The following is a 20,378-nucleotide window of genomic DNA, read 5'->3' as shown; positions in this document are numbered from 1 at the left end:
GTGTCGTGACAGGGAACCGCGGGCGGGGTGCCGCGCGACGGCCTGCTCGCAGATGGGTCGCCGTCAGGGGCGAACGGATGCCGCGACCTCGACCACGCGGTCGATCGACTCCTCCTCGCCCACCGACACACGCACGCCGTCGCCGGCGAAGGGCCGGACCACGAGGTCGGCGGCCTCGAAGGCCGCCGCGACCTCGAGCGATCGGTCGCCGGCCGGGAGCCAGACGAAGTTGCCCTGCGCGGTCGGTACGTCCCATCCGATCTCGCGCAGGCGGTCGACCAGAAGGTCACGCCGCCGCGCCACCACGGCGACGCGCTCGCGCAGGTCGTCCTCGGCGTCCAGGCTCGCGAGCGCGGCGGCCTCGGCCTGCGCCGTGACCGACAGCGGGATGCCGGCGCTGCGGGCGGCATCGAGGATGCGGGGGTGCCCGACGGCGTATCCGATGCGCAGGCCCGCGAGCCCGTACGCCTTCGAGAAGGTGCGGAGGACCACGACGTTGTCGTGCCCGGCGGCGATGACCCGCTCGCCGTTGACGGCTGCGGCATCCGTCACGAACTCGACGTACGCCTCGTCGAGGACGATCAGGACGTCCTCCGGGACGGCGGCGACGAACGCATCGAAGTCTGCCTGCGTCACGACCGCGCCGGTCGGGTTGTTCGGCGTGCAGACGAAGACGGCGCGCGTGCGGTCGGTGACGGCGGCGGCGAGCGCGGGAAGGTCGACCGCGGCGGCATCCGTCAGCGGGACCATCACGGGGGTGGCGCCGGTGACGGTCACGATGCCCGGGTACGCCTCGAAGGAACGCCACGGCAGGACGATCTCGTCGCCGACGGAGGCGACGGCCTGCGCGAGCTGGTACAGGATCGAGACCGAGCCGGCGGCGATGTGGATGCGGTCGTCGGTGACCCCGAACCGCTCCGCCAGGCGCGCGCGCAGCCGGGCGGCGAGCGCATCGGGGTAGCGGTTGAAGGCGACCGCGTCACGCACCGCGGCAACGACGCCGGGGAGCGGGTCGAACGGGTTCTCGTTGCTGGAGAGCTTGTACGCGGTGGCGCCGGCCTGCTTGCCCTGCTTGTAGGCGGGGAGCGCGGCGATCTCGGGACGAACCCGGACGGGGATGTCGGTCACGCGACGAGTCTACGAGCGGGAGCGCCGGCCCGTGCCTCGCCCACGGGCGCACGGCATGGGAGACTGCGGATATGCGCTTCATCGTCCGCGTCGTGATCAACGCCTTCGCGATCTGGGTCGTCACCCTCATCGAGCCGCTGCGCGTCGAGGTGAGCCCCTTCGAGCCCGGCGAGACGCTGCAGCTCGTGCTGTCGCTGCTGGCCGTCGCGGCGGTCTTCGCGATCGTCAACACCGTCATCGGGACGATCCTGAAGATCGTCGCGTTCCCGCTCTACATCCTGACGCTCGGCCTCATCTCCCTGGTGATCAACGGTTTCCTGTTCTGGCTGACGGGGTGGCTCACCGAGTGGTGGGGCTGGGGTCTGTCGGTCGAGTCGTTCTGGCTGGGCGTCGTCGCGGCCCTGATCATCTCGCTCATCAACTTCGTCTTCGGGATCATCCTGCGTCCGCAGACGAAGCGCTGACACCCTCGGCGGTGTCGTAGACGAACACCTCCACCGACTCCGCGGTGCCGAGCTCGGCGAGGCGGTCGCGCACGGCATCCATCCGCGGGTCGGTCGAGACGTCGAGCATCTCGGACGTCGCGGTGTACTCGTCCATCTGGTGGGAGTTCAACCACGGAAGCGGGTCGACGGTGCGCTCGACGACCATGCTCCCGGGGGCGCCGATCTCGGCGTCGTGGCCTCCGCCCGCCAGGAGCGGCACCACGTCGTCCCGGTGCCGGAAGTCGACCTGCAGGGTGTCGGGGCCCACGTCGGCCTGGACGGGGTTGCCGAACCCGACGATCATCGGCACCTCGTACTCCTTCTCGAGCGCGATCCGGCTGGCGACCATGGCGCCCTGGGAGTGCCCGCTGACCATCACCGAATCGCCGGGCTTCGCTCCCGCCTTCTCGAGCGCGATGCGGCTTGCTTCATAGGAAGACGACCTCATCCCGTCGTACAGGGCGACGTTCGACGACCAGTCGAACGTCCCGGGGTCCTCTCCGAACCGTGTGCCCGAAAGGTACAGCGCGAACCGCCGTCCCCCGTCCGGCATCGTGTACCGCTCGACCCGGATGGCGCCCGGCCCGCCGCCGGGCACGCGGCGCGCCACGTCGGCGACCGTCGCGGGCGCCGATCCCGGCTGAGACCGCGCCAGCTCGACGGTGGGACGCGCTGGCTTCCCGAGCAGACGGCTCCCCTCGGGGAGCGTTCCCGTGCCGCGGTCCCGGATCTCCGCCGCCCCCCAGCGGAGCGCGCCCACTGCGACGGGCGCGAGGCCGGAGGCGAGGGTCGTCCACCACAGCTCGCGCGCGACCGTCGCGAAGGGATCAGGCGCGTCGGCGACGGCCTGCCGCGCGGCCTCGGCCGCAGCGGGGGAGGATGCCTCGAGCTCCGCCACCTTCCGGGCGAGGTCCACCACCTCGCCGCGATCGCGCGCGTCCCCGTGCCAGGCGATCGCCGCACGCGCCTGCAACTCGACGATCTCGTACGCGGCCGCCGTGTCGCGGAGTGCGCGCGCGAGCTCCTGTCCCCGATCGACGACCGCGCCCGCGGCGGTGGCGAGGTACGCAGCACCCCCGCCGATCGTCGCGGACCCGAGGAGGCGGTCGGCCGACCTCAGTCCGGCACGGACGGTGTCGGCGTCGGCGACCGCGAGCTCGGTCTGCGCCGCCGCGTTGCGCAGGGTCTCGGTGTCGACGGCGACGACGCGGCCGCCGCGGATCTCGATCTCCGCCATCAGCCCGTCGCCTCGACCCAGGTACGGTCGCCGTACGCCTGGTCGATCGCCCCCTCGATCGACGTCGACAACCGGGCGACCTCGCCCTCCCACGCGGCCACCGCCTCGCGGAACGCGTCGGCGGCCTCGGCGCGCCAGTCGACGAGGTGCGCGACCCGCCGGACGTCGGCGAGCAACTCGAGCACCTGATCGTCGGCGTGTCGCAGCAGAGCGATCCCGTCGTCGAGGGCGGCGAGACGCTCCCCCACGGGGGCGCCCCACAGATACGGGGACGGCGCGAGAACATCGGACATGCGTCGACTGTGGCCCCGGCATCCGCTCTTCGCAGGGCGTCGGGAACGGACGGTGGATGCCGCGCAGCGGACCCGCTCTGTGCAGAAGGCCCGACGATCAGCACAATGGAGGGGTGCCCGAGCCCGATGATGCTTTCCGTGTGCTGTTCGTGTGCACGGGCAACATCTGCCGGTCCCCGATGGCGGAGGTCGTGTTCCGGTGGTTCGCCGATCAGGCGGGCCTCGGCGACCGTGTCGCCTCGACGAGCGCCGGCACCGGGGAATGGCACGTCGGCGAACGCGCCGACAGCCGCACGCTCGAAGCCCTGGAGCGCCGCGGGTACGACGGCACCCGGCACCGCGCGCGGCAGTTCTCCCGCGAGGACTTCGACCGCAACGACCTCGTGATCGCGCTGGACCGCTCGCACGAGCGGATCCTGTCGGAGTGGGCGCGCAGCCCCGCCGACGTCGACAAGCTCGCGCTGCTGCTCAGCTTCGATGCGCGAGCGGACGGGGCCCTCGACGTGCCCGACCCCTACTACGGCGGCCCCACGATGTTCGATGAGGTGCTCGGTATGATCGAGAGCGCCAGCCGGGCGTTGTTCCGGCAGCTCGAACCCGCGCTTCGCCGGTGAGCGCACCCCCCACCGAACGGAGTCGCGTGTCCTCCCTGCCCTCGATGTCCCTCAGCCCGCTCGACGGTCGTTACGCCGCCGCAGTCGCCCCGCTGGCCGAGTACCTCTCGGAGGCGGGTCTCAACCGGGCCCGCGTCGAGGTCGAGGTCGAGTGGATCATCACGCTGACCGACCGCGGTCTGTTCGGATCGTCCGCGCTCACCGATGAGCAGAAGGATTCGTTGCGCAGCCTCTACCGCGACTTCGGCGGCGACGACATCGCCTGGCTCGCCGAGAAGGAGGCCGTCACCCGGCACGACGTGAAGGCGATCGAGTACCTCGTCCGCGACCGCCTGTCGTCGCTCGGACTCGACGCCATCGCCGAGCTCACCCACTTCGCGTGCACGAGCGAGGACATCAATTCCGCCTCGTACGCGCTCACCGTCCAGCGCGCCGTCGAGCGGGTCTGGCTGCCCAAGCTGCGCGCGGTCATCGCCTCGCTGACGCAGCTGGCCGAAGAGCACCGGGATGCCGTCATGCTCTCGCGCACGCACGGTCAGCCCGCGACGCCCTCGACGATGGGCAAGGAACTCGCCGTCTTCGCGTGGCGCCTGCAGCGGGTCGCCGGCCAGATCGAGGGCGGCGAGTACCTCGCGAAGTTCTCGGGGGCGACCGGAACCTGGTCGGCGCACCTCGCCGCCGAGCCCGACGTCGACTGGCCCGCTCTCTCGCGCGGCTTCATCGAGGGGCTCGGCATCGGGTTCAACGAGCTGACGACCCAGATCGAGTCGCACGACTGGCAGGTCGAGCTGTACGACCGCGTGCGCCACGCGGGCGGAATCCTGCACAACCTCGCCACCGACGTGTGGACCTACATCTCCATGGGCTTCTTCGCGCAGATCCCCGTCGCGGGTGCGACCGGCTCGTCGACGATGCCACACAAGATCAACCCGATCCGGTTCGAGAACGCCGAGGCGAACCTCGAGATCTCGGGCGGCCTGTTCGGGACGCTCGCGCAGACGCTCGTCACGTCGCGCCAGCAGCGCGACCTCACCGACTCGACGACGCAGCGCAACATCGGCGTCGCCTTCGGCCACTCGCTGCTCGCGCTCGACAACCTGCAGCGCGGGCTCACGGAGATCTCGCTGTCGCGCGACGTGCTGCTGGCCGACCTCGACGCGAACTGGGAGGTCCTCGCCGAGGCGATCCAGACCGTCGTGCGCGCCGAGATCGTCGCCGGCCGCTCGCAGATCACCGACCCGTACGCCCTGCTGAAGGACCTCACCCGCGGCCGCCGCGTCGGGGCGCCCGAACTCGCCGAGTTCGTGAACGGCCTCGACATCGGGGATGCCGCGAAGCAGCGCCTGCTCGCGCTCACCCCCGCCGGCTACGCGGGTCTCGCCGACCGGCTCGTCGACCTGCTGCGCTGAGCGCGCGGCGCGGCGCTGCGCGGGCGCGCGGGTCAGTGCGGGGAGCGCGGGCCGCGGCCGGCGTCGCCGGGGGCGTCCGGAGCGGCGTCGTCCTCGGGGTCGAGGAGCAGGCCGCGGTCGACGGGCTTGGCGACCTGCGCCGGGTCGATGACCAGGAGCAGCAGCGCCATGATGACGAGCGTCGCGATGAAGGTGATGCCCGCGACGATGCCGCCCACCGCCCAGGCTCGCAGCTGCTGGTCAACGTCCTGACCGGGACGTCCCTCCTGCAGCACCCCCATCGAGACGAGAGTCACGATCCCGGCGAACAGGGCCGCGAGCAGCGCGAAGCCGAGCAGCTGGACCGGGCGCATCAGGTCGCGTCGGGTCGGGTTCTTGTCGGTCATGAGCGGCCTCCAGCGGCATCCGTGTCGGCCGTCTCCACCGCGGGGACCGCAGCGGGACGAGGTGAGAACGCGGCGATCCCCAGGTACACCGCGACGATGGCCGCGTAGCCGCCGAACACACCGACGCCGATCGTGATGCCGGTGAGGGTGAACGAGCGACGCGCCTCGTCGATGTAGTACTCGAGCATGTACTCGCGCGGGATGAACACCAGCGCGACACCCAGCACGATCGTGAGGGCGCCGACGAAGACGGACTCGCGCGCGGCGGGTGCACCCCGGCGGCGGCCGACGATGCCGATCACGAGCTCCGCGACGCCGGCCGCGAGCGCCCAGACGAGGACGACCGTGAAGTATCCGTCGACGGTGCGCGCGACGGGCAGGGTCGCGATCATGCCCGCGACGAGGGTCAGGATGCCGAGGAGCACCGCCTGCCAGCGCTCACCCGCGCGGAACACGAGCCACGCCGACAGGATCAGGATGAGTGCGGTGGCCACGGCGAACCCGCTGAAGACGGCTCCGCCGACCTGCGCGGAGTGGTCGACCGAGAACGTGATCATAACCGCCGCGATCGCCGCGAAGAGGGCGCGCCCCATCTGCAGGTGGCGCACCTCGAAGGTACGGGGGGTGGCGTCAGGCACGGGATGTCTCTCGGGGACGGGGACGGGATGCCCCCAGTTTAGGTCGTCCGCCCGGTTCCGGCCTCCGGAGCGGCAGGATGCGGTTGACTGAGCGCATGTCCCCGCCCCGCCGCTCCGCCGCCTCGTCCGCCGGGCTCGGCCTCGCCGCGGCTCTCGCTCTCGCGGGGTGCGCGGCGCCCGGGCAGCCGATCGTCGAGCAGCCGACTGCCGCGTCGCCGACGCCGACCGTCACCCCCACGGCCACGCCCACCCCGACGCCCACCCCGGTGACGCCGCGCACCGTCGCGACGGGGCTCGAGGCTCCCTGGTCGATGGCCGTGCACCGGGATACCGTGTTCGTGAGCGAACGCGACAGCGCCCGCATCCTCGAGGTCGCGTCGGACGGCGCCACGCGTGTCGTCGCGACGGTCGAGGGCGTCGTGCACAGCGACGAGGGCGGTCTGCTGGGTCTGGCGATCGACGGCGACGACCTGTTCGTCTATTCGACCGCCCGCGACGGCAACCGGGTGCAGCGCTACCCGATCACAGGCTCTGCGGGTTCTTTCGGGCTCGGCGAACCGGAGTCGGTCATCGACGGGATGCCGGCGGGCACCCACCACAACGGTGGGCGCATCGCGTTCGGCCCCGACGGGATGCTCTACATCGCGAACGGCGACACGAGCGACGAACCCGCCTCGCAGGACTCCGGTTCGCTCGCGGGCAAGATCCTGCGGATCGCGCCCGACGGCAGCATCCCGTCGGACAATCCCGACCCCGACTCCCCCGTCTTCAGCCTCGGTCACCGCAACGTGCAGGGCTTCGCATGGGCGGACGACGGCACGATGTTCGCGAGCGAGTTCGGCCGCAACTATCGCGACGAGCTCAACATCATCGAGCCCGGCGGCAATTACGGCTGGCCGTACGTCGAGGGAACCGGCGGCGAGGCGGACGGGTTCATCGACCCGGTGCAGACGTGGCCGACGGATGCCGCCAGCCCCAGCGGCATCGCCGTCGTCAACGACACGATCGTCATCGCGAACCTGCGCGGCCGCGTGCTCCGCGCCGTTCCCGTCGCGGATCCGTCGACGTCGACCGACCTCACCATCGAGTACGGCCGGCTCCGCGACGTGACCGTCGGCCCCGACGGCACGCTGTTCGTGCTCACCAACAACACCGACGGGCGGGGGTCGCCCCGCGAGGGCGACGACCGGATCGTCAGTCTCGCGGTGCCGCAGCCCTGACGAGTTCGCGGATGCGCTGCTCCACGGCATCCGTCATCTCGATCACCGCGAACGAGACCGGCCACATCGGACCGTCGTCGAGCTGCGCGGGCTCGTCGAAGCTGACCGTGCCGTAACGGGTGTTGAACTTGGATGCCGGCTGCCAGAAGACGACGACCTTGCCGTCCTTCGCATAGGCCGGGAAGCCGTAGAACGTCTTCGGGTTGAGGTGGGGCGCCTCTTCGAGGACGATGACGTGCACCCGCTCGGCGATGATGCGATCGGTGCCCTCGAGCGCCTCGATCGCGTCGAGGCAGGCCTGGTTCTCCTTCTCGATCTTGGCGAGGCCCTTCAGGCCCTTCATCGCCTTGAGCTCATCGGCCCGCTGCTTCATCGCGGCCTTCTCGGCGTCGCTGAAGCCGGCTCCCCCGCTGGTCTTGCCTGCCATGGCGGTTCCCTCCTCCTGTGGAGTCGATGTTGCCATTCGCGCGCTCGTGGGGCGAGGGGGCGGCTCCCGGGACGCGTTTCGTCGGGTGGGATGCCGCGCGGCGACGGGTCGCGTCCCCGGAGCGGGGTCAGAGCGCGCGGTAGCTGCGGCCGTGCGGATGCGTGAGTGCGACGGGCTCGCCGTCGACCGCCAGCACGAACCGGTGCCGCTCCCCGGGCGGCACCACCCGCTCGAACTCGGGGAACACGCCGAGCCCCTCGTTCGAGAGCCACACGGCATCCGTGTCGGCCATCGTCCGCCGGAACCGCTCGCGGTCCTCGGGGGTCAGGTACGCGAGCACCGCGGTGTGGAAGACGACGAGGGTCGCATCGCGAGGGGCGGATGCCGCGGCATCCGCGATCAGGTCGTTCAGGTCGCCGGCGCGGATCGGCGCGGGATCGGATGCCGCGATGCGCGCCGCGGCGGCGAGGCGTGCCCTGCGGTCGTCGTGCTCGGGCCATACGAGCGCGTCGAGCCAGGCGAGGGTGTCGGGGTCGGCCGGGTCGAGTGGGTTCAGGTCGATGCCACCGCGCCACACCACCTCGGGCAGGCGGGTCGGGGGCGTGGCGTTCTCGATGCGGCAGTCGATGACGAGGTCGGTCGGGGCCGTCGGCTCGATGTCGGTGACGGCGCCGTCGTCCGCGGTGTAGCGGTACGCGTACCGGTCGGGGTGGAGGCAGAGCCCCGCCGACGCGCCGACCTCGAGCAGGGCGAGCGGGCCCGGGATGCGGACCAGCTGCGGCAGCAGCACGGCGCAGCGGGCGGCCTCGTTCGTCTGCGTCGCGTGGGTCAGCGCGACCTCGCGGATGTGCGGCCAGCGCGAGATCGCGTGACCACGGGCATCCGTCCACGACGTGATCGGCACACCGGCGACGCGCATCGCGGCGAAGACGAGGTTCGCCTGCCGCTTGGCGCGGGGGAGCTCGTCGATCAGCGCGAGCATGTCGCCGTCGTCCGCGATCCCGAGCGCCCAGTCCTCGTACGTCGCCGATGATCCGGCCGCTTCGCGCGCGCCGAAGGTGCGGTAGTGCTCGGCCGTCGGCGAATCCGCCGCGACGCCCCACGAGGGAAGGTCGGTCATGGCGCGAGCGTAGTCCGCGGTTCCGGCGCGTCATCGGATTCGGAGATGTGCAGCGGATTCGGACGCGGGAGCGCTCACAGGTCCGAATCCGGCGACATCGTCCGAATCCGATGACGCGGATGCCGCGGCCCGAGAGCGCCGCCCCCGCGGCCTACTCGGCGAGGAAGGCCAGCGCCGCCTCTCGGAAGACGCGGGAACCCGGTGCGTTGAAGTGGTGACGGTCCGGGATCTCGACGAACCGGCCCTGCGGGGTCGCGGCGGCGAGCGACTTCGAGCCCTCGATGATGCCGTCCTTCGTGCCCGTCGCGAAGAGCACCGGCTGGCCGGGCGCCTTCCCCGGGTCGGGGTCGACCGTGCCCGTCGCGCGCATGCCGCGGGCGATCGCGAGCAGCGCCCGCAGGTCGTTGCCGGGCACCCGCTCGGTGAGGGTGATGTAGTCGTGGGTCACGGCATCCGTCACCGGCTCTCCCTCGTCGACGTACGCCTGCACCTGGTCGAGATCGAGACGACCGAGCGGCACCCCGTCGGGGACGCCGCCGAGGACGACGCGCGGGATGCGGGGCTCCAGGTCGCGGGCGACCTCCCACCCGACGCGGGCGCCGAGCGAGTACCCGACGTACAGCGCCTCGTCGACGAGGTAGGTGTCGAGCACGGCCTCGAGGTCGGTCACCATCGTCCGCAGCGCGTAGGCACGCGACTCATGCGGCTTGTCGCTCGCGCCGTGTCCGCGCTGGTCGACGGCGAGCACGCGGTACCCCGCGCGCAGCAGGTCGCGCACCCAGCCCGTGTTCACCCAGTTGTCGCGGGCGCTCGAGGCGAAACCGTGCACGAGGATGACCGTCGGGGCATCCGCCGGTCCCCACTCGTACGTCGCGATGCGGTAGCCGTCCCCCACCATCACGAACTGCGGGTCGGGGGTCTCGGTCAGCGCGGGGAACACGGTGGTCACCCCACGATCATGCACCCCACAGGTTTCGCTCAGGTACCGATTGCGCCGAAGCGTTCGCCCGAGACGAGCTCCTCCGCGACACGGCGCAGTGCGACACCCGGCCGGATCGGGACCTCGGCCTCAGCGCTTGCGGGCGAGGCGGCGCGACGTGCCGGCGCGGCGGCGCAGGGCGCGGCGCATCCGCGAGGTGTGCTTCGGCAGCGGGACCGGCTGCGTCACGACCGTCTCGACCGTCATCGAGCCGTCGACCGGTCCGATGACCGCGATCGGCGTCGTCGGCGTGATGGTCATCGGCGCCATCGGCATCGTCGCGAGCATCCGGTGCGCACGGATGTACGCCGGGATCAGGATGATCGCCGCCGAGATCCACGCCAGCGGGTTCGACCAGGCGACACCGATGAACCCGAACAGCGCACCCAGCAGGATGGCCGCCGCCGCACGCGCGACGAGCTCGACGACACCCGTCACCGTCGGGATCACGGCGTTGCCGAGTCCCTGCAGCGCACCGCGCGTGACGAACAGGATGGCGAGGGCGGTGTAGCTGAAGCCGTTGATGACGAGCATCGAGACCGCGAGGTGCACGACGTCGTCGGCGCCGTCTCCGACGAAGATGCGCACGATCGGGCCGCCCAGCGAGATGAGCAGGATGCCGAGGGCCACCGCCGCCGCGACGGCGATCCACGTCGCCTGCACGACGCCGCGCCGGATGCGGTCGGGGCGTCCCGCGCCGTAGTTCTGGGCGACGTACATCGAGACCGCGAGCGACATCGACTGCAGCAGGGCGACCGCGAGGCCGTCGACACGGGATGCCGCGGTGTACGCCGCGATCGCCTCGCCGCCGAGCGTGTTGAGCGCGACCTGCACGGTCAGCGCACCGATCGCGATGATCGACGCCTGGAAGCCCATCGGCAGACCAAGACGCAGGTGCGCGACGATGTCGGCGCGGGTGATGCGCCAGTCCTCGCGCTTCAGGTGCAGCTCGGGGATGCGGCGGCGCACGAACTCGAGGCACAGGAGCACCGAGACACCCTGCGCGACGACGGTCGCGAGAGCCGCGCCGGCGACACCGAGGCCGAGCCAGGCGATGGCCGCGATGACGAGCACGACGTTCAGGGCGCACGCGACGATGAGGAAGACGAGCGGGGTCCGGGAGTCGCCGATCGCGCGGATGACGGCGGACAGGAAGTTGAAGAACATCAGCGCGCCGGCGCCGAGGAAGCTGACCTGCGTGAAGATCGTCGCGTCGGCGAGGAGTTCGGGCGGCGTCTGCAGCGCCACGAGTGCGGGCTCGGCGAGCAGCGGCGCGCCGACGGTCAGGATGACCGTCGTGATGCCGCTGAGGACGGCGCCGGTGGCGACGGAGCGGCGGACACCGGCGGCATCCATCGCCCCGTAGGCCTGCGCGGTCGGGATCGCGAACCCGGACGTGAGACCCCACGCGAAACCGAGCAGCAGGAAGAGCAGGCTGCCGGTCGCCCCCACGGCGGCGAGCGCGTCGACGCCGAGCAGCCGACCCACGACGATCGTGTCGGCGAAGTGGTACAGCTGCTGCACCACGTTGCCGATCATGAGCGGCAGGGTGAACAGCAGGATGACGCGCCAAGGGCGGCCCGTCGTGAGGGAGGTGGCCATGGGGGCTTTCAGGGGGTTCGAATCGATTCGAGGTCGATCGATTGTATCGAGCCCTCCCTGGGAGACGTAAGGGGGTCCACGAAAGAAGGGGCGCCGATTCCTCGGCGCCCCTTCTCGGTGTACGGGTCAGAACGTGGCGGTGTCCGGGTCGGCGCCGACGCGCTGGCCGCGGTCGAGCGCGTTGATGGCCTCGACCTCGTCCGACGTCAGCTCGAAGCCGAACACGTCGAAGTTCGTGCGGATGCGCTCGGGCGTCGACGACTTCGGGAAGACGATGAGGCCCTCCTGCAGGTGCCAGCGGATGACGACCTGCGCCGGGCTCACACCGTGGGCCTCGGCGGCATCCGCCACCGCCTTCTCGCCGAACAGGTCGTACTTGCCCTGGCCCAGCGGGCCCCACGACTCGGTGTGGATGCCCTTCGGTTCCTGGAACGCGCGGAGCTCGCGCTGCGCGAACGCCGGGTGCAGCTCGATCTGGTTGACCGCCGGCACGGTGTCGGTCTCGTCGAGCAGGCGCTGCAGGTGCGGCTGGTGGAAGTTCGAGACGCCGATGGAGCGGGTCAGGCCGTCGGCCTTGAAGGTCTCGAATTGCTGCCACGTCTCGACGTAGCGGTCCTTGTCGGGGCGCGGCCAGTGGATCAGGTACAGGTCGACGTAGTCGAGCCCGAGCTTCTGGAGGCTCGCCTCGATCGCGGGACGCGCGGTGTCGCGGCCCTGCTCGGAGTTCCACAGCTTCGTGGTGATGAACAGCTCGTCGCGCGGGATGCCGGAGGCCGCGATCGCGCGGCCGACACCCTCTTCGTTGCCGTACACCGCCGCCGTGTCGATGTGGCGGTAGCCGGCTTCGAGGGCGACGCTGACGATGCGCTCGGCCTCGGCGGGATCGACCTGGAAGACGCCGAAGCCCAGCTGGGGGATGGTGTGTCCGTCGTTGAGTGTGAGAGTGGGAACGGTCATGGGCTCAACTTTTCCACCGCCGGGTTCGTCTCCGGCACCGGTTGACGAAACGTTGCGGATGCGGCATCCGCTCCGTGCGTTCGCGGATCGCGCACGCGGGCGATTCGTCCATTCAGATGACTGGATGTCGGCTAGCACCGACTCCCGACGGGGGCAATGGCTCGAATGAACGGCTCGGGAGGCGCACGATGAGGTCATGTCGCACCCCCTTCCGCTGACGGACACCGAGCTGTCGGATCTGCTGGCCCGCACGGCCGCCGGTGACGCGGACGCCTTCGCGCGGCTCTACGACGCGACCTGCGCGAGCGCCTACACGCTCGCGACCCACATCCTGCGGAACGAGCAGCCGGCGCAGCGCGTGCTGCGGGAGGTCTACGTGCACGTGTGGGAACACGCGGCGGAGGCCGAGGCGCGGCATCCGCGGGCCTGGGTCCTGCTGCTCACCCACCGTCACGCGATCGCGCACCGGCGCACCCTCGATGCGCAGGCGGAGGCCGTGTCGCGGGCGCGACTGGGCGACATGAGCCTCGAGCAGCAGCGGGTCATCGCGCTCGCCTACTTCGGCGGCTACAGCCAGACCGAGATCGCCGCGCTCACGGGAGAGTCCCTCAGCGCCGTGCGCTCCCTCACCCGTGGCGCCCTCGACCAGCTGCAGGCCGCGGCGCGCGTCGTGACCTCGCCCATCACGCTGCCGCGCGTCTCCGGCGCCGTCGCGTAGCAGCATCAGGGCCCCGACCCGGCGCTCGCCTGTCGGATGCGGCGACCAGCCCGGCGAGCCCCGCTCCGACGACGATCGCGTCTGCGGCATCCGTTGTCATGCTCACGTCCCCTTCGACGATCCCGTCGGCGCCGACGGGTGCTGAAGCGACTCTAAGCGGATGCGGCGCGCTCGGCGCGACGGCGGCGGTGTCGGCGCACCGCGACGACCACGGTCACGACCACGATGACCGCGGATACCACGGCCCACGGCCAGACGTCCACGCGCAGACCGGCGTACGACGCGGTGTACGACTCGCAGAAGGACTTCTCCGGATCGGGCGAGTCGAGGCAGCGTCCGAAACCGAAGATCGGGGCGAGGAAGATTGTCGCGAGGAGCAGCGCGGCGGCGCCCCACAGCACCGCCCGCATCGGAGATCCCGCGCCCATGGGGTGATCCGACCACATCGGAGGGTGTTCGCGCCAGGGTTCGCGCACGGATGCACGACCGGCGGTGCGGGTGCTCAGTGCGCGTCGCGGCGAGGCGACGCCTGTCCCACCGGTCGTGCATCCGTCACCGCTACAGGCTGAACCCGCCGTCGCTCGTGAGCACCTGCCCGACGATCCAGGCGCCCTCGGCGGTCGACAGCCAGCCGATGAGGGCCGCGGGATCGCTGGGCACGCCGACGCGGCCGAACGCGGTCGTGCGCAGCCATTCGTCGAGGCCCGAAGTGTCGCGGTCGGCGCTGTCGGGGTCCATGTACCCGGTGTTCACCGGCCCCGGGTTGATCGTGTTGAGGACGATGCCGAGATCGAGGAGGTCCGCCGCGACGGTGCGGGTGACCCCCGCGAGCGCCGCCTTGCTCGTCGCGTAGGCGACCTCGCCGCGCATCGCGCCGTGGCCCTGCCCGGACGTCATCCAGAACACGCGACCGGTCGGCTCGGCGTAGGGCTTCGAACCCTCGACCGCGTCGCCCGGCCCGCGCTGACCGGACTGCGGCGGCGCGAGTCGCCGGGCGAACTCCGCGGTCAGCAGCAGCGTCGACCGCGTGTTGGTGTCCCAGAACGCGTCGAGCCGGTCGGCGGTCATGTCGAGGATGCTGCCGTCGTCGCCGCTCTTCGCGTGGTTGCAGACGAGGATGTCGAGCCGGCCGGTGAGCGCGGACGCGGCGTCGATGAGGGCTGGGATCGCAGCGGCATCCGTCAGATCCGTCTCGACGTCGCCGAAGGTCGCGTCGCCGACGAGGGCCGAGCGGATGCCGGTGCGCACCGCGTCGAGATCGTCGCCACCCCACGGCCGGTCGAGGTCGTGGGGGCGCCAGTGCTGGATGAACACGCTCGCGCCGAGCTGCGCGAGCCGCGTCGCCACGGCGTACCCGATCCCGCGCCGGCGCGAGACGCCGGTGACGAGGGCGGTCTTCCCGGCGAGGGGCGCGGTCATCGGTGCGGCCTCACGGTGAGGGACTGCACGACCGAGCCGACGACGCCGCGCTCGTCGTGCAGGACGGTGTGCGTCATCCCGAGCCCCGTCGCGCCGAACGTGACGGTCGTGTCGAACCCGATCCACCCGTCCTCGGGGGCGCGGACGAGGTGGAGGGTCAGGTCGAGGTTCGGGAACGCGACCTCGCGCGGATCGACGCGCGGGGTCACGCCGTTCGCGATGTCGATGAGCGACACGAGGCGCGCCGTCGTCGAGACCGGCTCACCCTCGAGCAGCGGCACGGCGGGCAGGATCCAGGTCCAGGCGCGACCCGGCGCCTCCTGCCGGCGGCGCACCTCGCCGACCGTCGCGATGAACTCGCCGGGCCACGCCGACGACGGGTCGACGCGCTCGATCGCGTCGCGGGGCGGCATCGCCGGGTGCGCGGAGCCGGCGATCGCCTCGGTGTCGCGCGTGTGCAGGAGCCACGCCCGTGCCGAGAGCGCGGGACGACCGCCCTGCGCGAGCGTCGCCTCGACGAGCTCGATGCTGCGACCCGGCCGCAGCACGCGACACGTCACCTCGACCTCGTCGATCGGTATGACCCCGAGGATGTCGACCGACAGGCGCGAGAGCTGCATGGGCTGCGGGCTGCGCGCCGCGTGGTCGACCTCGATGGCGTGCGCGAGCAGGCCGATCGGCGGGGCGACGTGCTGCTCGGTGACGTTCCACGCGCCGCCCGTGAAAGCGGTGGGCTGGAACCGGGTCTCGTTCACACCTTCGGAAGCGAGGCGTTCGAAGTAGGCGGGCACGAGATGGGATGCTACCCGCGGCCGGCCCCCGGGGTCAGGGGGTCTGGGGGGGCGGGGTTCAGCGTCGCAGGAGCTTCACCGCGCCCGCGACCGCGGCGGCCCCGACGACGGATGCCGCGGTGTACAGCCCGCGCCGGTGGCGCAGCGCGCGCGTCTGCAGGCTCTCGCCGCGCGCGCGGTCGTCGAACGCGCCGTGCGCACCGTGGTCGCCGGCGACCGGCTCGTACAGGTTCGGCGGGGTGGTCGACGAGCCCTTGTCGTCGGCGAACTGACCCTCCCACGCGTTCTTGGCGAGGTACCAGTCCATGAACCGGCCCGCCACCCGCGTGCCGAGGACGAGGCCGACGGTCGACTCCCCCACCCAGGTGCGGCGGCGCGGCTTGTCGGCGACGTCGGCGACCGCACGGGCGCCCACCTCGGGCTGGAAGATCGGCGGCACCGGCTGAGGGTGCTTCGAGAACGGCGACTTCACCCACCCGAACTGCGTCGTGTTGAGCGCCGGCATGTCGACGATCGAGACCGCGACCGCGCTCCCCTCGTGCGTGAGCTCGGACACGACCGAGTCGGTGAAGCCGTGGATCGCGTGCTTCGACCCGCAGTACGCCGCCTGCAGCGGGATACCGCGGTGGGCGAGGGCCGAGCCGATCTGGATGATGTGGCCGCGGTCGCGCCCCCGCATCCGTCGCAGCGCGGAGCGCGTGCCGTTCACGGTGCCGAGGTACGTGACCTGCGTCGCGCGCTCGTAGTCCTCCGGGGTCGTGTCGAGGAAGGGGGCGATCGAGCCGGACATGACGTTGTTCACCCACAGGTCGATCTCGCCGAGCTCGGCCTCGACCTCGGCCGCCGCGAGCTCGAGGGCGGCGTGGTCGGCGACGTCGACGGTGATGCCGTGCGCGCGGCGGCCCTTGGCGCGCACCTCGGTGGCGGCGGCATCCACTCCCTCGAATCCGCGGGCGAGGACGGCGACGTCCCAGCCGCGGGCGGCGAGTTCGCGGACGATCGCGCGGCCGAGTCCGGCGCTGCCGCCGGTGACGACGGCGACGCCTCGGGATGTGGTGCTGCTCACGACCGGCTCCTCCGCGGGGGCCCGACCGGGCGGGGGACCCGTGTGAGGCGGGCCTCTGCCGCTGCCTCCATCCTTCGGTCTGCCGTGGAGGGTCGGGATGCCGTTGCCAGGGTCGCGGCGATGAGGTAGAGGGCAAGCGCATCGAGGTCGAGAAAGCAAGCCGGGGTGCGGCATCCGCCCGTCGGGCTAGCGTCGCGGCATGAAGAGCTCAGAGATCCGTTGGAACGACGAAGCACGCGGCAAGATCCTCGACGACGCCGACCGGGTGCTGCGGGAGGCCGTCGTCGACCTGGCCCGCTCCGGTGACGGGATGTCCTCGGACGAGGCGTACGCCGCGCTCACCGGCAGGCTGAAGGACGAGTTCATCGACTGGGAGCCCGGCCCCGACATCCGCATCTACGCCGACGCGATCGCGAACGGCGAGATCGAGACCGACGAGGGGTAACTCACCCGGGCGCGAGCGGTGGGGGGCGCGCGGCGTCGTTCGCGTCGACCATCTCCCAGACTCCCATCAGCTCGTCGAGGATGAACCGACCGGCCTGACGCGACGTCTCGACGATGTCCTCGTCGGGGACGCGGTCGAGCTCGGACCGCGACTCACTCGGCCCTGAGGTTGCCGCACCCCGCACCTGCGACGGCTGGTAGACCGAGTTCTCGCAGGACGGCGTCCCGAAGGTCTCGACAGCCGCTCGGGGCGGGCCGAAGAGGATGAGAGAACTCTCATCCTCGGGACGTTCACATCGTGTGATCTGGGCCTGTTTTGCCGGGGTGGATGTCGGTGGCCAGTGGCAGAGTGCAGGTATGACGGATGCGGCGGAAACCCCCGGTGGCGAGGACTATCTCGCTGCCCTGGCGGGAGTTGTCGCGGACGTCGATTCCGCGGCGCGGCGGATCGCCGCCGCGCAGATTGAGGAACTGCGCGCGCTGGCCGCAGCAGGGCGGTTGGCGGAGGCGCAGACCGCCCAACGCAATGCGCGGGTGCAGGTGCATGACATGGCGTTGCGGTCGATCGCGGCCGAGGTCGGCGGAGTCATGCGCGTCACCGATCGGACCGTCCAACGGCGCATCGGTGAGGCGCGGACCCTGATCGAAGGGTTTCCCGCGACGGTCGAGGCGTGGGAGCACGGGCGGATCGTCCGCGGGCACGCGATCGCGATCGTCGAGACCGGGACCACCCTTCCCGCGGCGATGTGGGCGGAGTTCGAACACGCCGCGATCACCCGATGCGAGCGTGATACTCCGAACCGGGTGCGAGGCGAGCTCGAAATTCTCGCGCACCGGATGCACCCGCGCTCGTTCGCGGAACGCCACGAGGAAGCCGCCGCGACGCGGTGCGTGCGGATCGTGCCAGGACGAGACGGGATGTCCGACGTGATCGCGACGTTGCCGACGGTGGTTGCGGAGGGCATCCATGACCGGCTGACGCAGCAGGCGCGGGCGATCCTCGACACCCGCGACGAGCGCGCCGCCGCGCATGGCGGAGCGGGTGCCGCGTTCGGGGAAGCTGCCGCGACGCGCGCGGACGTCGGCGCTGGCCACGGCAGCGCCGACAGCGAGGACGCTGCCGCTATCGTCGCCACTGACAACCGCTCCACCGATCAAGTCCGAGCCGACGTGTTCGCCGACCTCCTGCTCGCCGGAACACCAGCCCTCGACGACACCCGCGACACCACCGCCGGTCCGCTCGGCGCGATCCGCGCGCGTGTGCAGGTGCTCGTCCCCGCCGCGACCCTCACCGGAGAGGACGACGGACCGAGCGACCTCGCCGGCCGCTCTCCCATCGATCCCGCGACCGCCCGCACTCTCGCGGGTGGCACCGGGATGTGGGAACGGCTGTTCCACGACCCGACCACCGGTGTCACGGTCGCGACCGACTCGTACCGGTTTCCCTCCGGGATGCGCCGGTTTCTGCAAGCCCGTGATCAGCACTGCCGGTTCCCAGGATGCCGCGTCGCCGCCATCCGCTGCGAAGTCGACCACACCCACGATCACGCGCTCGGCGGACGAACCGAACTCACCAACCTGGCGCACCTGTGCCAACGGCATCACTCGATGAAGCAGTTCACCGCCTGGCGAGTCCGACAACTCAAGGGTGGAGTCCTGGAATGGACCTCACCCCTCGGCAGGACCTATCGCGAAGACGCACCGACACCGGCCGTCGCCTTCACCCCTGCCGCACCACCACCGCCACCCGCACCAGCGGAACCCGCACCCTTCTGAAGTCGACGACGGTTCGACGACCGAACTGCCGCCGACTACCACCCACGCAGTCTCGCTGACCGCTGAGCCAGCGCGGGCTCTCGTCGGGCCGGCCCGCAACCCTCGGGACCCACCCGCGCAATCATCGAGCCGGACCCGGCACCGCGCGACCATCGAGCGACCCCACGGAAACATCGAACCCGAGCGATCCCGCACAACCATCAGGACCGACTCGGCACCGCACAACCATCAGGACCGACTCGGCACCGCACAAGCGGCGACCCGACTCTGACCGCCACCCCGCGCAACCGGCGACCCGACTCTGACCGCCACCCCGCGCAAACCGGCGATCCGACTCTCACCGCCACCCCACGCAACCGTGCAGCCCGCGCGGACTACACCCCGAACGCGCGCAGGTAGTCGTTCACGAACGCGCCGCGCGGGTCGAGCTCGCGCTGCAGGGCGACGAAGTCCGCCCAGCGCGGGTACAGCTGAGCGGGGTCGCGCGGCGTGAAGACCTTGCCCCAGTGCGGTCGCGCGTCGAACGGCGCGAGCGCCGCTTCGAGCTCGGGCAGCACCTCAGCGACGCCGGCCTCGTCGGCGGTCCACGTGAAGTGGAACGCGACCGAGTCGCGGCCCGAGCTCGGCGACAGCCACAGCTCGTCGTCGGCGATCGTGCGCACCTCGCACACCTGCAGCACGGGCTTCAACCGGTCGGCGAGCCCGCGCACCGCGTCGAACGCGGCGACTGCGTCGGCGATCGGCAGCAGGAACTCGGACTGCAGCTCCTCCCCGTTCGACGGCGTGAACTCCAGGCGGAAGTGCGGCAGCCGATCGAGCCAGCGCCCCGCCTTGCCTCCCTGCACCGTGCACGACGCCGCGGACACCCCGGGCAGCGGATGCCGCGCCCCGGACGCCTCGCGATCGCGCAGCGCCGCAGGGATCGGTGTCGCCGCGGCATCCGTGCGCTCCTTGCGCCACACCTGGTCGACGTAGGCGTCCTCGCGGAACGTCGTGAAGAGCGAGACGCTGTACGCCGACCCGGCGATGACGTCGAACGCCGTCCGCACAGCCTCGACGGGCACGTTCTCGTAGACCGTCTGGGCGACCTCGAAGGTCGGCTCGATCGCGAGTTCCACCGTCGTGACGATGCCGAGCGCGCCGAGACCCACAACGGCGCCGTAGAACGTCTCGTCGGTCTCGCTGAGCCGGACGAGGTCGCCGGTCGAGGTGACGAGCTCGAGCCCCGTGACCGCCGCGGCCAACGATCGGTTCGCGACACCGGACCCGTGCGTTCCCGTGCTCACCGCGCCGGCGACCGAGATGTGCGGCAGCGACGCGAGGTTCGCGAGCGCCCAGCCCTGCCGGTCGAGCTCCTGCGCGAGTTCGCCGTACCGGACGCCGCCGCCGACGCGCACCCGGCGCTGCGCGGCATCCACCTGGATCGGCAGGTCGAGCTCGGCGGTCGACACGAGCGTGCCGGTCGTATCGGCGATCCGGGTGAACGAGTGCCGCGAACCCAGGGCCTTCACGGACGCGGATGCCGCGACCACTTCGCGCAGCTCGTCGACCGTCGTCGGGGCGACGATGCGCTCTGCCGAGTAGCGGATGTTGCGGGACCAGTTGAGGCCGGCGTCGTCGCTCATGCGTGCCAGCCTAGGCGCGCCCGCACGGGGTCAGCCCTGCATCC

Annotated in this window: 23 protein-coding genes; 7 read left to right on the top strand and 16 right to left on the bottom strand. The window is 71.5% G+C overall.

Translation table 11 applies throughout. From position 1 onward, the window contains the following. Positions 1-63 precede the first annotated feature (63 nt). Positions 64-1,128: a histidinol-phosphate transaminase gene (locus AB0P29_RS11745; protein ID WP_363379938.1), complete on the bottom strand. Its 1,065-nt coding sequence runs from the start codon at positions 1,126-1,128 to the stop codon at positions 64-66. Between the two features lie 71 nt (positions 1,129-1,199). On the opposite strand from AB0P29_RS11745, the gene AB0P29_RS11740 reads away from it, so the two are divergent. Next, on the top strand, positions 1,200-1,592 hold the full coding sequence (locus AB0P29_RS11740; protein ID WP_363379936.1) for a phage holin family protein: 393 nt from the start codon (positions 1,200-1,202) through the stop codon (positions 1,590-1,592). Here AB0P29_RS11740 and AB0P29_RS11735 read toward each other — a convergent pair. Beyond that, on the bottom strand, positions 1,564-2,850 hold the full coding sequence (locus AB0P29_RS11735) for a hypothetical protein (protein WP_363379935.1): 1,287 nt from the start codon (positions 2,848-2,850) through the stop codon (positions 1,564-1,566). The two genes, AB0P29_RS11740 and AB0P29_RS11735, sit on opposite strands and share 29 nt — an antisense overlap. Continuing rightward, entirely contained in the window at positions 2,850-3,143 is a 294-nt protein-coding gene (locus AB0P29_RS11730) for a hypothetical protein (RefSeq protein WP_363379933.1), read from the bottom strand. Before AB0P29_RS11730 ends, AB0P29_RS11735 begins: the two co-directional genes overlap by 1 nt. A 140-nt stretch (positions 3,144-3,283) precedes the next feature. Between AB0P29_RS11730 and AB0P29_RS11725 the strand changes: the two genes are divergently transcribed. Both AB0P29_RS11725 and purB read left to right on the top strand, forming a co-directional pair. Then, positions 3,284-3,757, top strand: a complete 474-nt coding sequence (locus AB0P29_RS11725; protein WP_363380163.1) for a low molecular weight protein-tyrosine-phosphatase — start codon at positions 3,284-3,286, stop codon at positions 3,755-3,757. A 26-nt stretch (positions 3,758-3,783) separates the two neighbouring features. Further along, positions 3,784-5,166, top strand: coding sequence for an adenylosuccinate lyase (purB, locus tag AB0P29_RS11720; protein ID WP_363379931.1), 1,383 nt, complete (start codon positions 3,784-3,786; stop codon positions 5,164-5,166). A gap of 32 nt (positions 5,167-5,198) precedes the next feature. Here purB and AB0P29_RS11715 read toward each other — a convergent pair whose 3' ends face one another. Then, a complete protein-coding gene (locus AB0P29_RS11715) occupies positions 5,199-5,552 on the bottom strand; it encodes a hypothetical protein (RefSeq protein WP_363379929.1) in 354 nt (117 codons plus the stop codon). Continuing rightward, complete coding sequence (locus tag AB0P29_RS11710) at positions 5,549-6,190, bottom strand: acyl-CoA synthetase (protein WP_363379927.1); 642 nt, start codon at positions 6,188-6,190, stop codon at positions 5,549-5,551. Before AB0P29_RS11710 ends, AB0P29_RS11715 begins: the two co-directional genes overlap by 4 nt. A gap of 95 nt (positions 6,191-6,285) precedes the next feature. On the opposite strand from AB0P29_RS11710, the gene AB0P29_RS11705 reads away from it, so the two are divergent. Beyond that, positions 6,286-7,410: a PQQ-dependent sugar dehydrogenase gene (locus AB0P29_RS11705; RefSeq protein WP_363379926.1), complete on the top strand. Its 1,125-nt coding sequence runs from the start codon at positions 6,286-6,288 to the stop codon at positions 7,408-7,410. Here AB0P29_RS11705 and AB0P29_RS11700 read toward each other — a convergent pair. The 5 genes from AB0P29_RS11700 to AB0P29_RS11680 form a co-directional block, all read right to left on the bottom strand. After that, positions 7,385-7,837 (bottom strand): hypothetical protein, encoded by a 453-nt coding sequence (locus tag AB0P29_RS11700; RefSeq protein WP_217528730.1) that lies wholly within the window; start codon positions 7,835-7,837, stop codon positions 7,385-7,387. The genes AB0P29_RS11705 and AB0P29_RS11700 overlap by 26 nt on opposite strands. Before the next feature lie 127 nt (positions 7,838-7,964). Continuing rightward, positions 7,965-8,957 (bottom strand): DUF2332 domain-containing protein, encoded by a 993-nt coding sequence (locus tag AB0P29_RS11695; protein ID WP_363379924.1) that lies wholly within the window; start codon positions 8,955-8,957, stop codon positions 7,965-7,967. 151 nt (positions 8,958-9,108) lie between these two features. Then, positions 9,109-9,906 (bottom strand): alpha/beta hydrolase, encoded by a 798-nt coding sequence (locus AB0P29_RS11690; RefSeq protein WP_253034677.1) that lies wholly within the window; start codon positions 9,904-9,906, stop codon positions 9,109-9,111. 120 nt (positions 9,907-10,026) lie between these two features. After that, the gene (locus tag AB0P29_RS11685) at positions 10,027-11,538 is read right to left on the bottom strand and encodes an MATE family efflux transporter (RefSeq protein WP_363379922.1); all 1,512 of its coding nucleotides are present in this window, start codon (positions 11,536-11,538) and stop codon (positions 10,027-10,029) included. 126 nt (positions 11,539-11,664) lie between these two features. Further along, positions 11,665-12,495 (bottom strand): aldo/keto reductase, encoded by an 831-nt coding sequence (locus AB0P29_RS11680; protein WP_363379920.1) that lies wholly within the window; start codon positions 12,493-12,495, stop codon positions 11,665-11,667. Between the two features lie 196 nt (positions 12,496-12,691). On the opposite strand from AB0P29_RS11680, the gene AB0P29_RS11675 reads away from it, so the two are divergent. After that, positions 12,692-13,213 (top strand): sigma factor-like helix-turn-helix DNA-binding protein, encoded by a 522-nt coding sequence (locus AB0P29_RS11675; RefSeq protein ID WP_363379919.1) that lies wholly within the window; start codon positions 12,692-12,694, stop codon positions 13,211-13,213. A 152-nt stretch (positions 13,214-13,365) separates the two neighbouring features. On the opposite strand, the gene AB0P29_RS11670 is transcribed toward AB0P29_RS11675, so the two are convergent. The 4 genes from AB0P29_RS11670 to AB0P29_RS11655 all read right to left on the bottom strand — a co-directional run bounded on the left by AB0P29_RS11670 (position 13,366) and on the right by AB0P29_RS11655 (position 16,489). After that, positions 13,366-13,641 (bottom strand): hypothetical protein, encoded by a 276-nt coding sequence (locus AB0P29_RS11670; protein WP_363379917.1) that lies wholly within the window; start codon positions 13,639-13,641, stop codon positions 13,366-13,368. A 130-nt stretch (positions 13,642-13,771) separates the two neighbouring features. After that, entirely contained in the window at positions 13,772-14,632 is an 861-nt protein-coding gene (locus AB0P29_RS11665; RefSeq protein ID WP_363379915.1) for an SDR family oxidoreductase, read from the bottom strand. After that, complete coding sequence (locus tag AB0P29_RS11660; RefSeq protein WP_363379914.1) at positions 14,629-15,423, bottom strand: thioesterase family protein; 795 nt, start codon at positions 15,421-15,423, stop codon at positions 14,629-14,631. The genes AB0P29_RS11665 and AB0P29_RS11660 overlap by 4 nt, the downstream gene beginning before the upstream one ends. Positions 15,424-15,481: 58 nt before the next feature. Beyond that, positions 15,482-16,489 (bottom strand): SDR family oxidoreductase, encoded by a 1,008-nt coding sequence (locus tag AB0P29_RS11655; protein ID WP_253034671.1) that lies wholly within the window; start codon positions 16,487-16,489, stop codon positions 15,482-15,484. A gap of 199 nt (positions 16,490-16,688) precedes the next feature. Here AB0P29_RS11655 and AB0P29_RS11650 point away from each other — a divergent pair, with 199 nt between their 5' ends. Beyond that, positions 16,689-16,934: a hypothetical protein gene (locus AB0P29_RS11650; protein WP_363379912.1), complete on the top strand. Its 246-nt coding sequence runs from the start codon at positions 16,689-16,691 to the stop codon at positions 16,932-16,934. A 1-nt stretch (position 16,935) separates the two neighbouring features. On the opposite strand, the gene AB0P29_RS11645 is transcribed toward AB0P29_RS11650, so the two are convergent. Then, on the bottom strand, positions 16,936-17,118 hold the full coding sequence (locus AB0P29_RS11645) for a hypothetical protein (protein WP_363379911.1): 183 nt from the start codon (positions 17,116-17,118) through the stop codon (positions 16,936-16,938). 172 nt (positions 17,119-17,290) lie between these two features. Between AB0P29_RS11645 and AB0P29_RS11640 the strand changes: the two genes are divergently transcribed. Next, on the top strand, positions 17,291-18,709 hold the full coding sequence (locus tag AB0P29_RS11640; protein ID WP_363379909.1) for a DUF222 domain-containing protein: 1,419 nt from the start codon (positions 17,291-17,293) through the stop codon (positions 18,707-18,709). Between the two features lie 374 nt (positions 18,710-19,083). Here AB0P29_RS11640 and AB0P29_RS11635 read toward each other — a convergent pair whose 3' ends face one another. Then, positions 19,084-20,334, bottom strand: a complete 1,251-nt coding sequence (locus AB0P29_RS11635; protein WP_363379908.1) for an FAD-binding protein — start codon at positions 20,332-20,334, stop codon at positions 19,084-19,086. Between the last annotated feature and the right edge of the window lie 44 nt (positions 20,335-20,378).

The sequence above is a fragment of the Microbacterium sp. NPDC080220 genome (genome assembly GCF_040686395.1).
GTDB classification, from domain to species: domain Bacteria; phylum Actinomycetota; class Actinomycetes; order Actinomycetales; family Microbacteriaceae; genus Microbacterium; species Microbacterium gawkjiense.
This window is presented reverse-complemented; position numbering and strand designations above follow the sequence as displayed.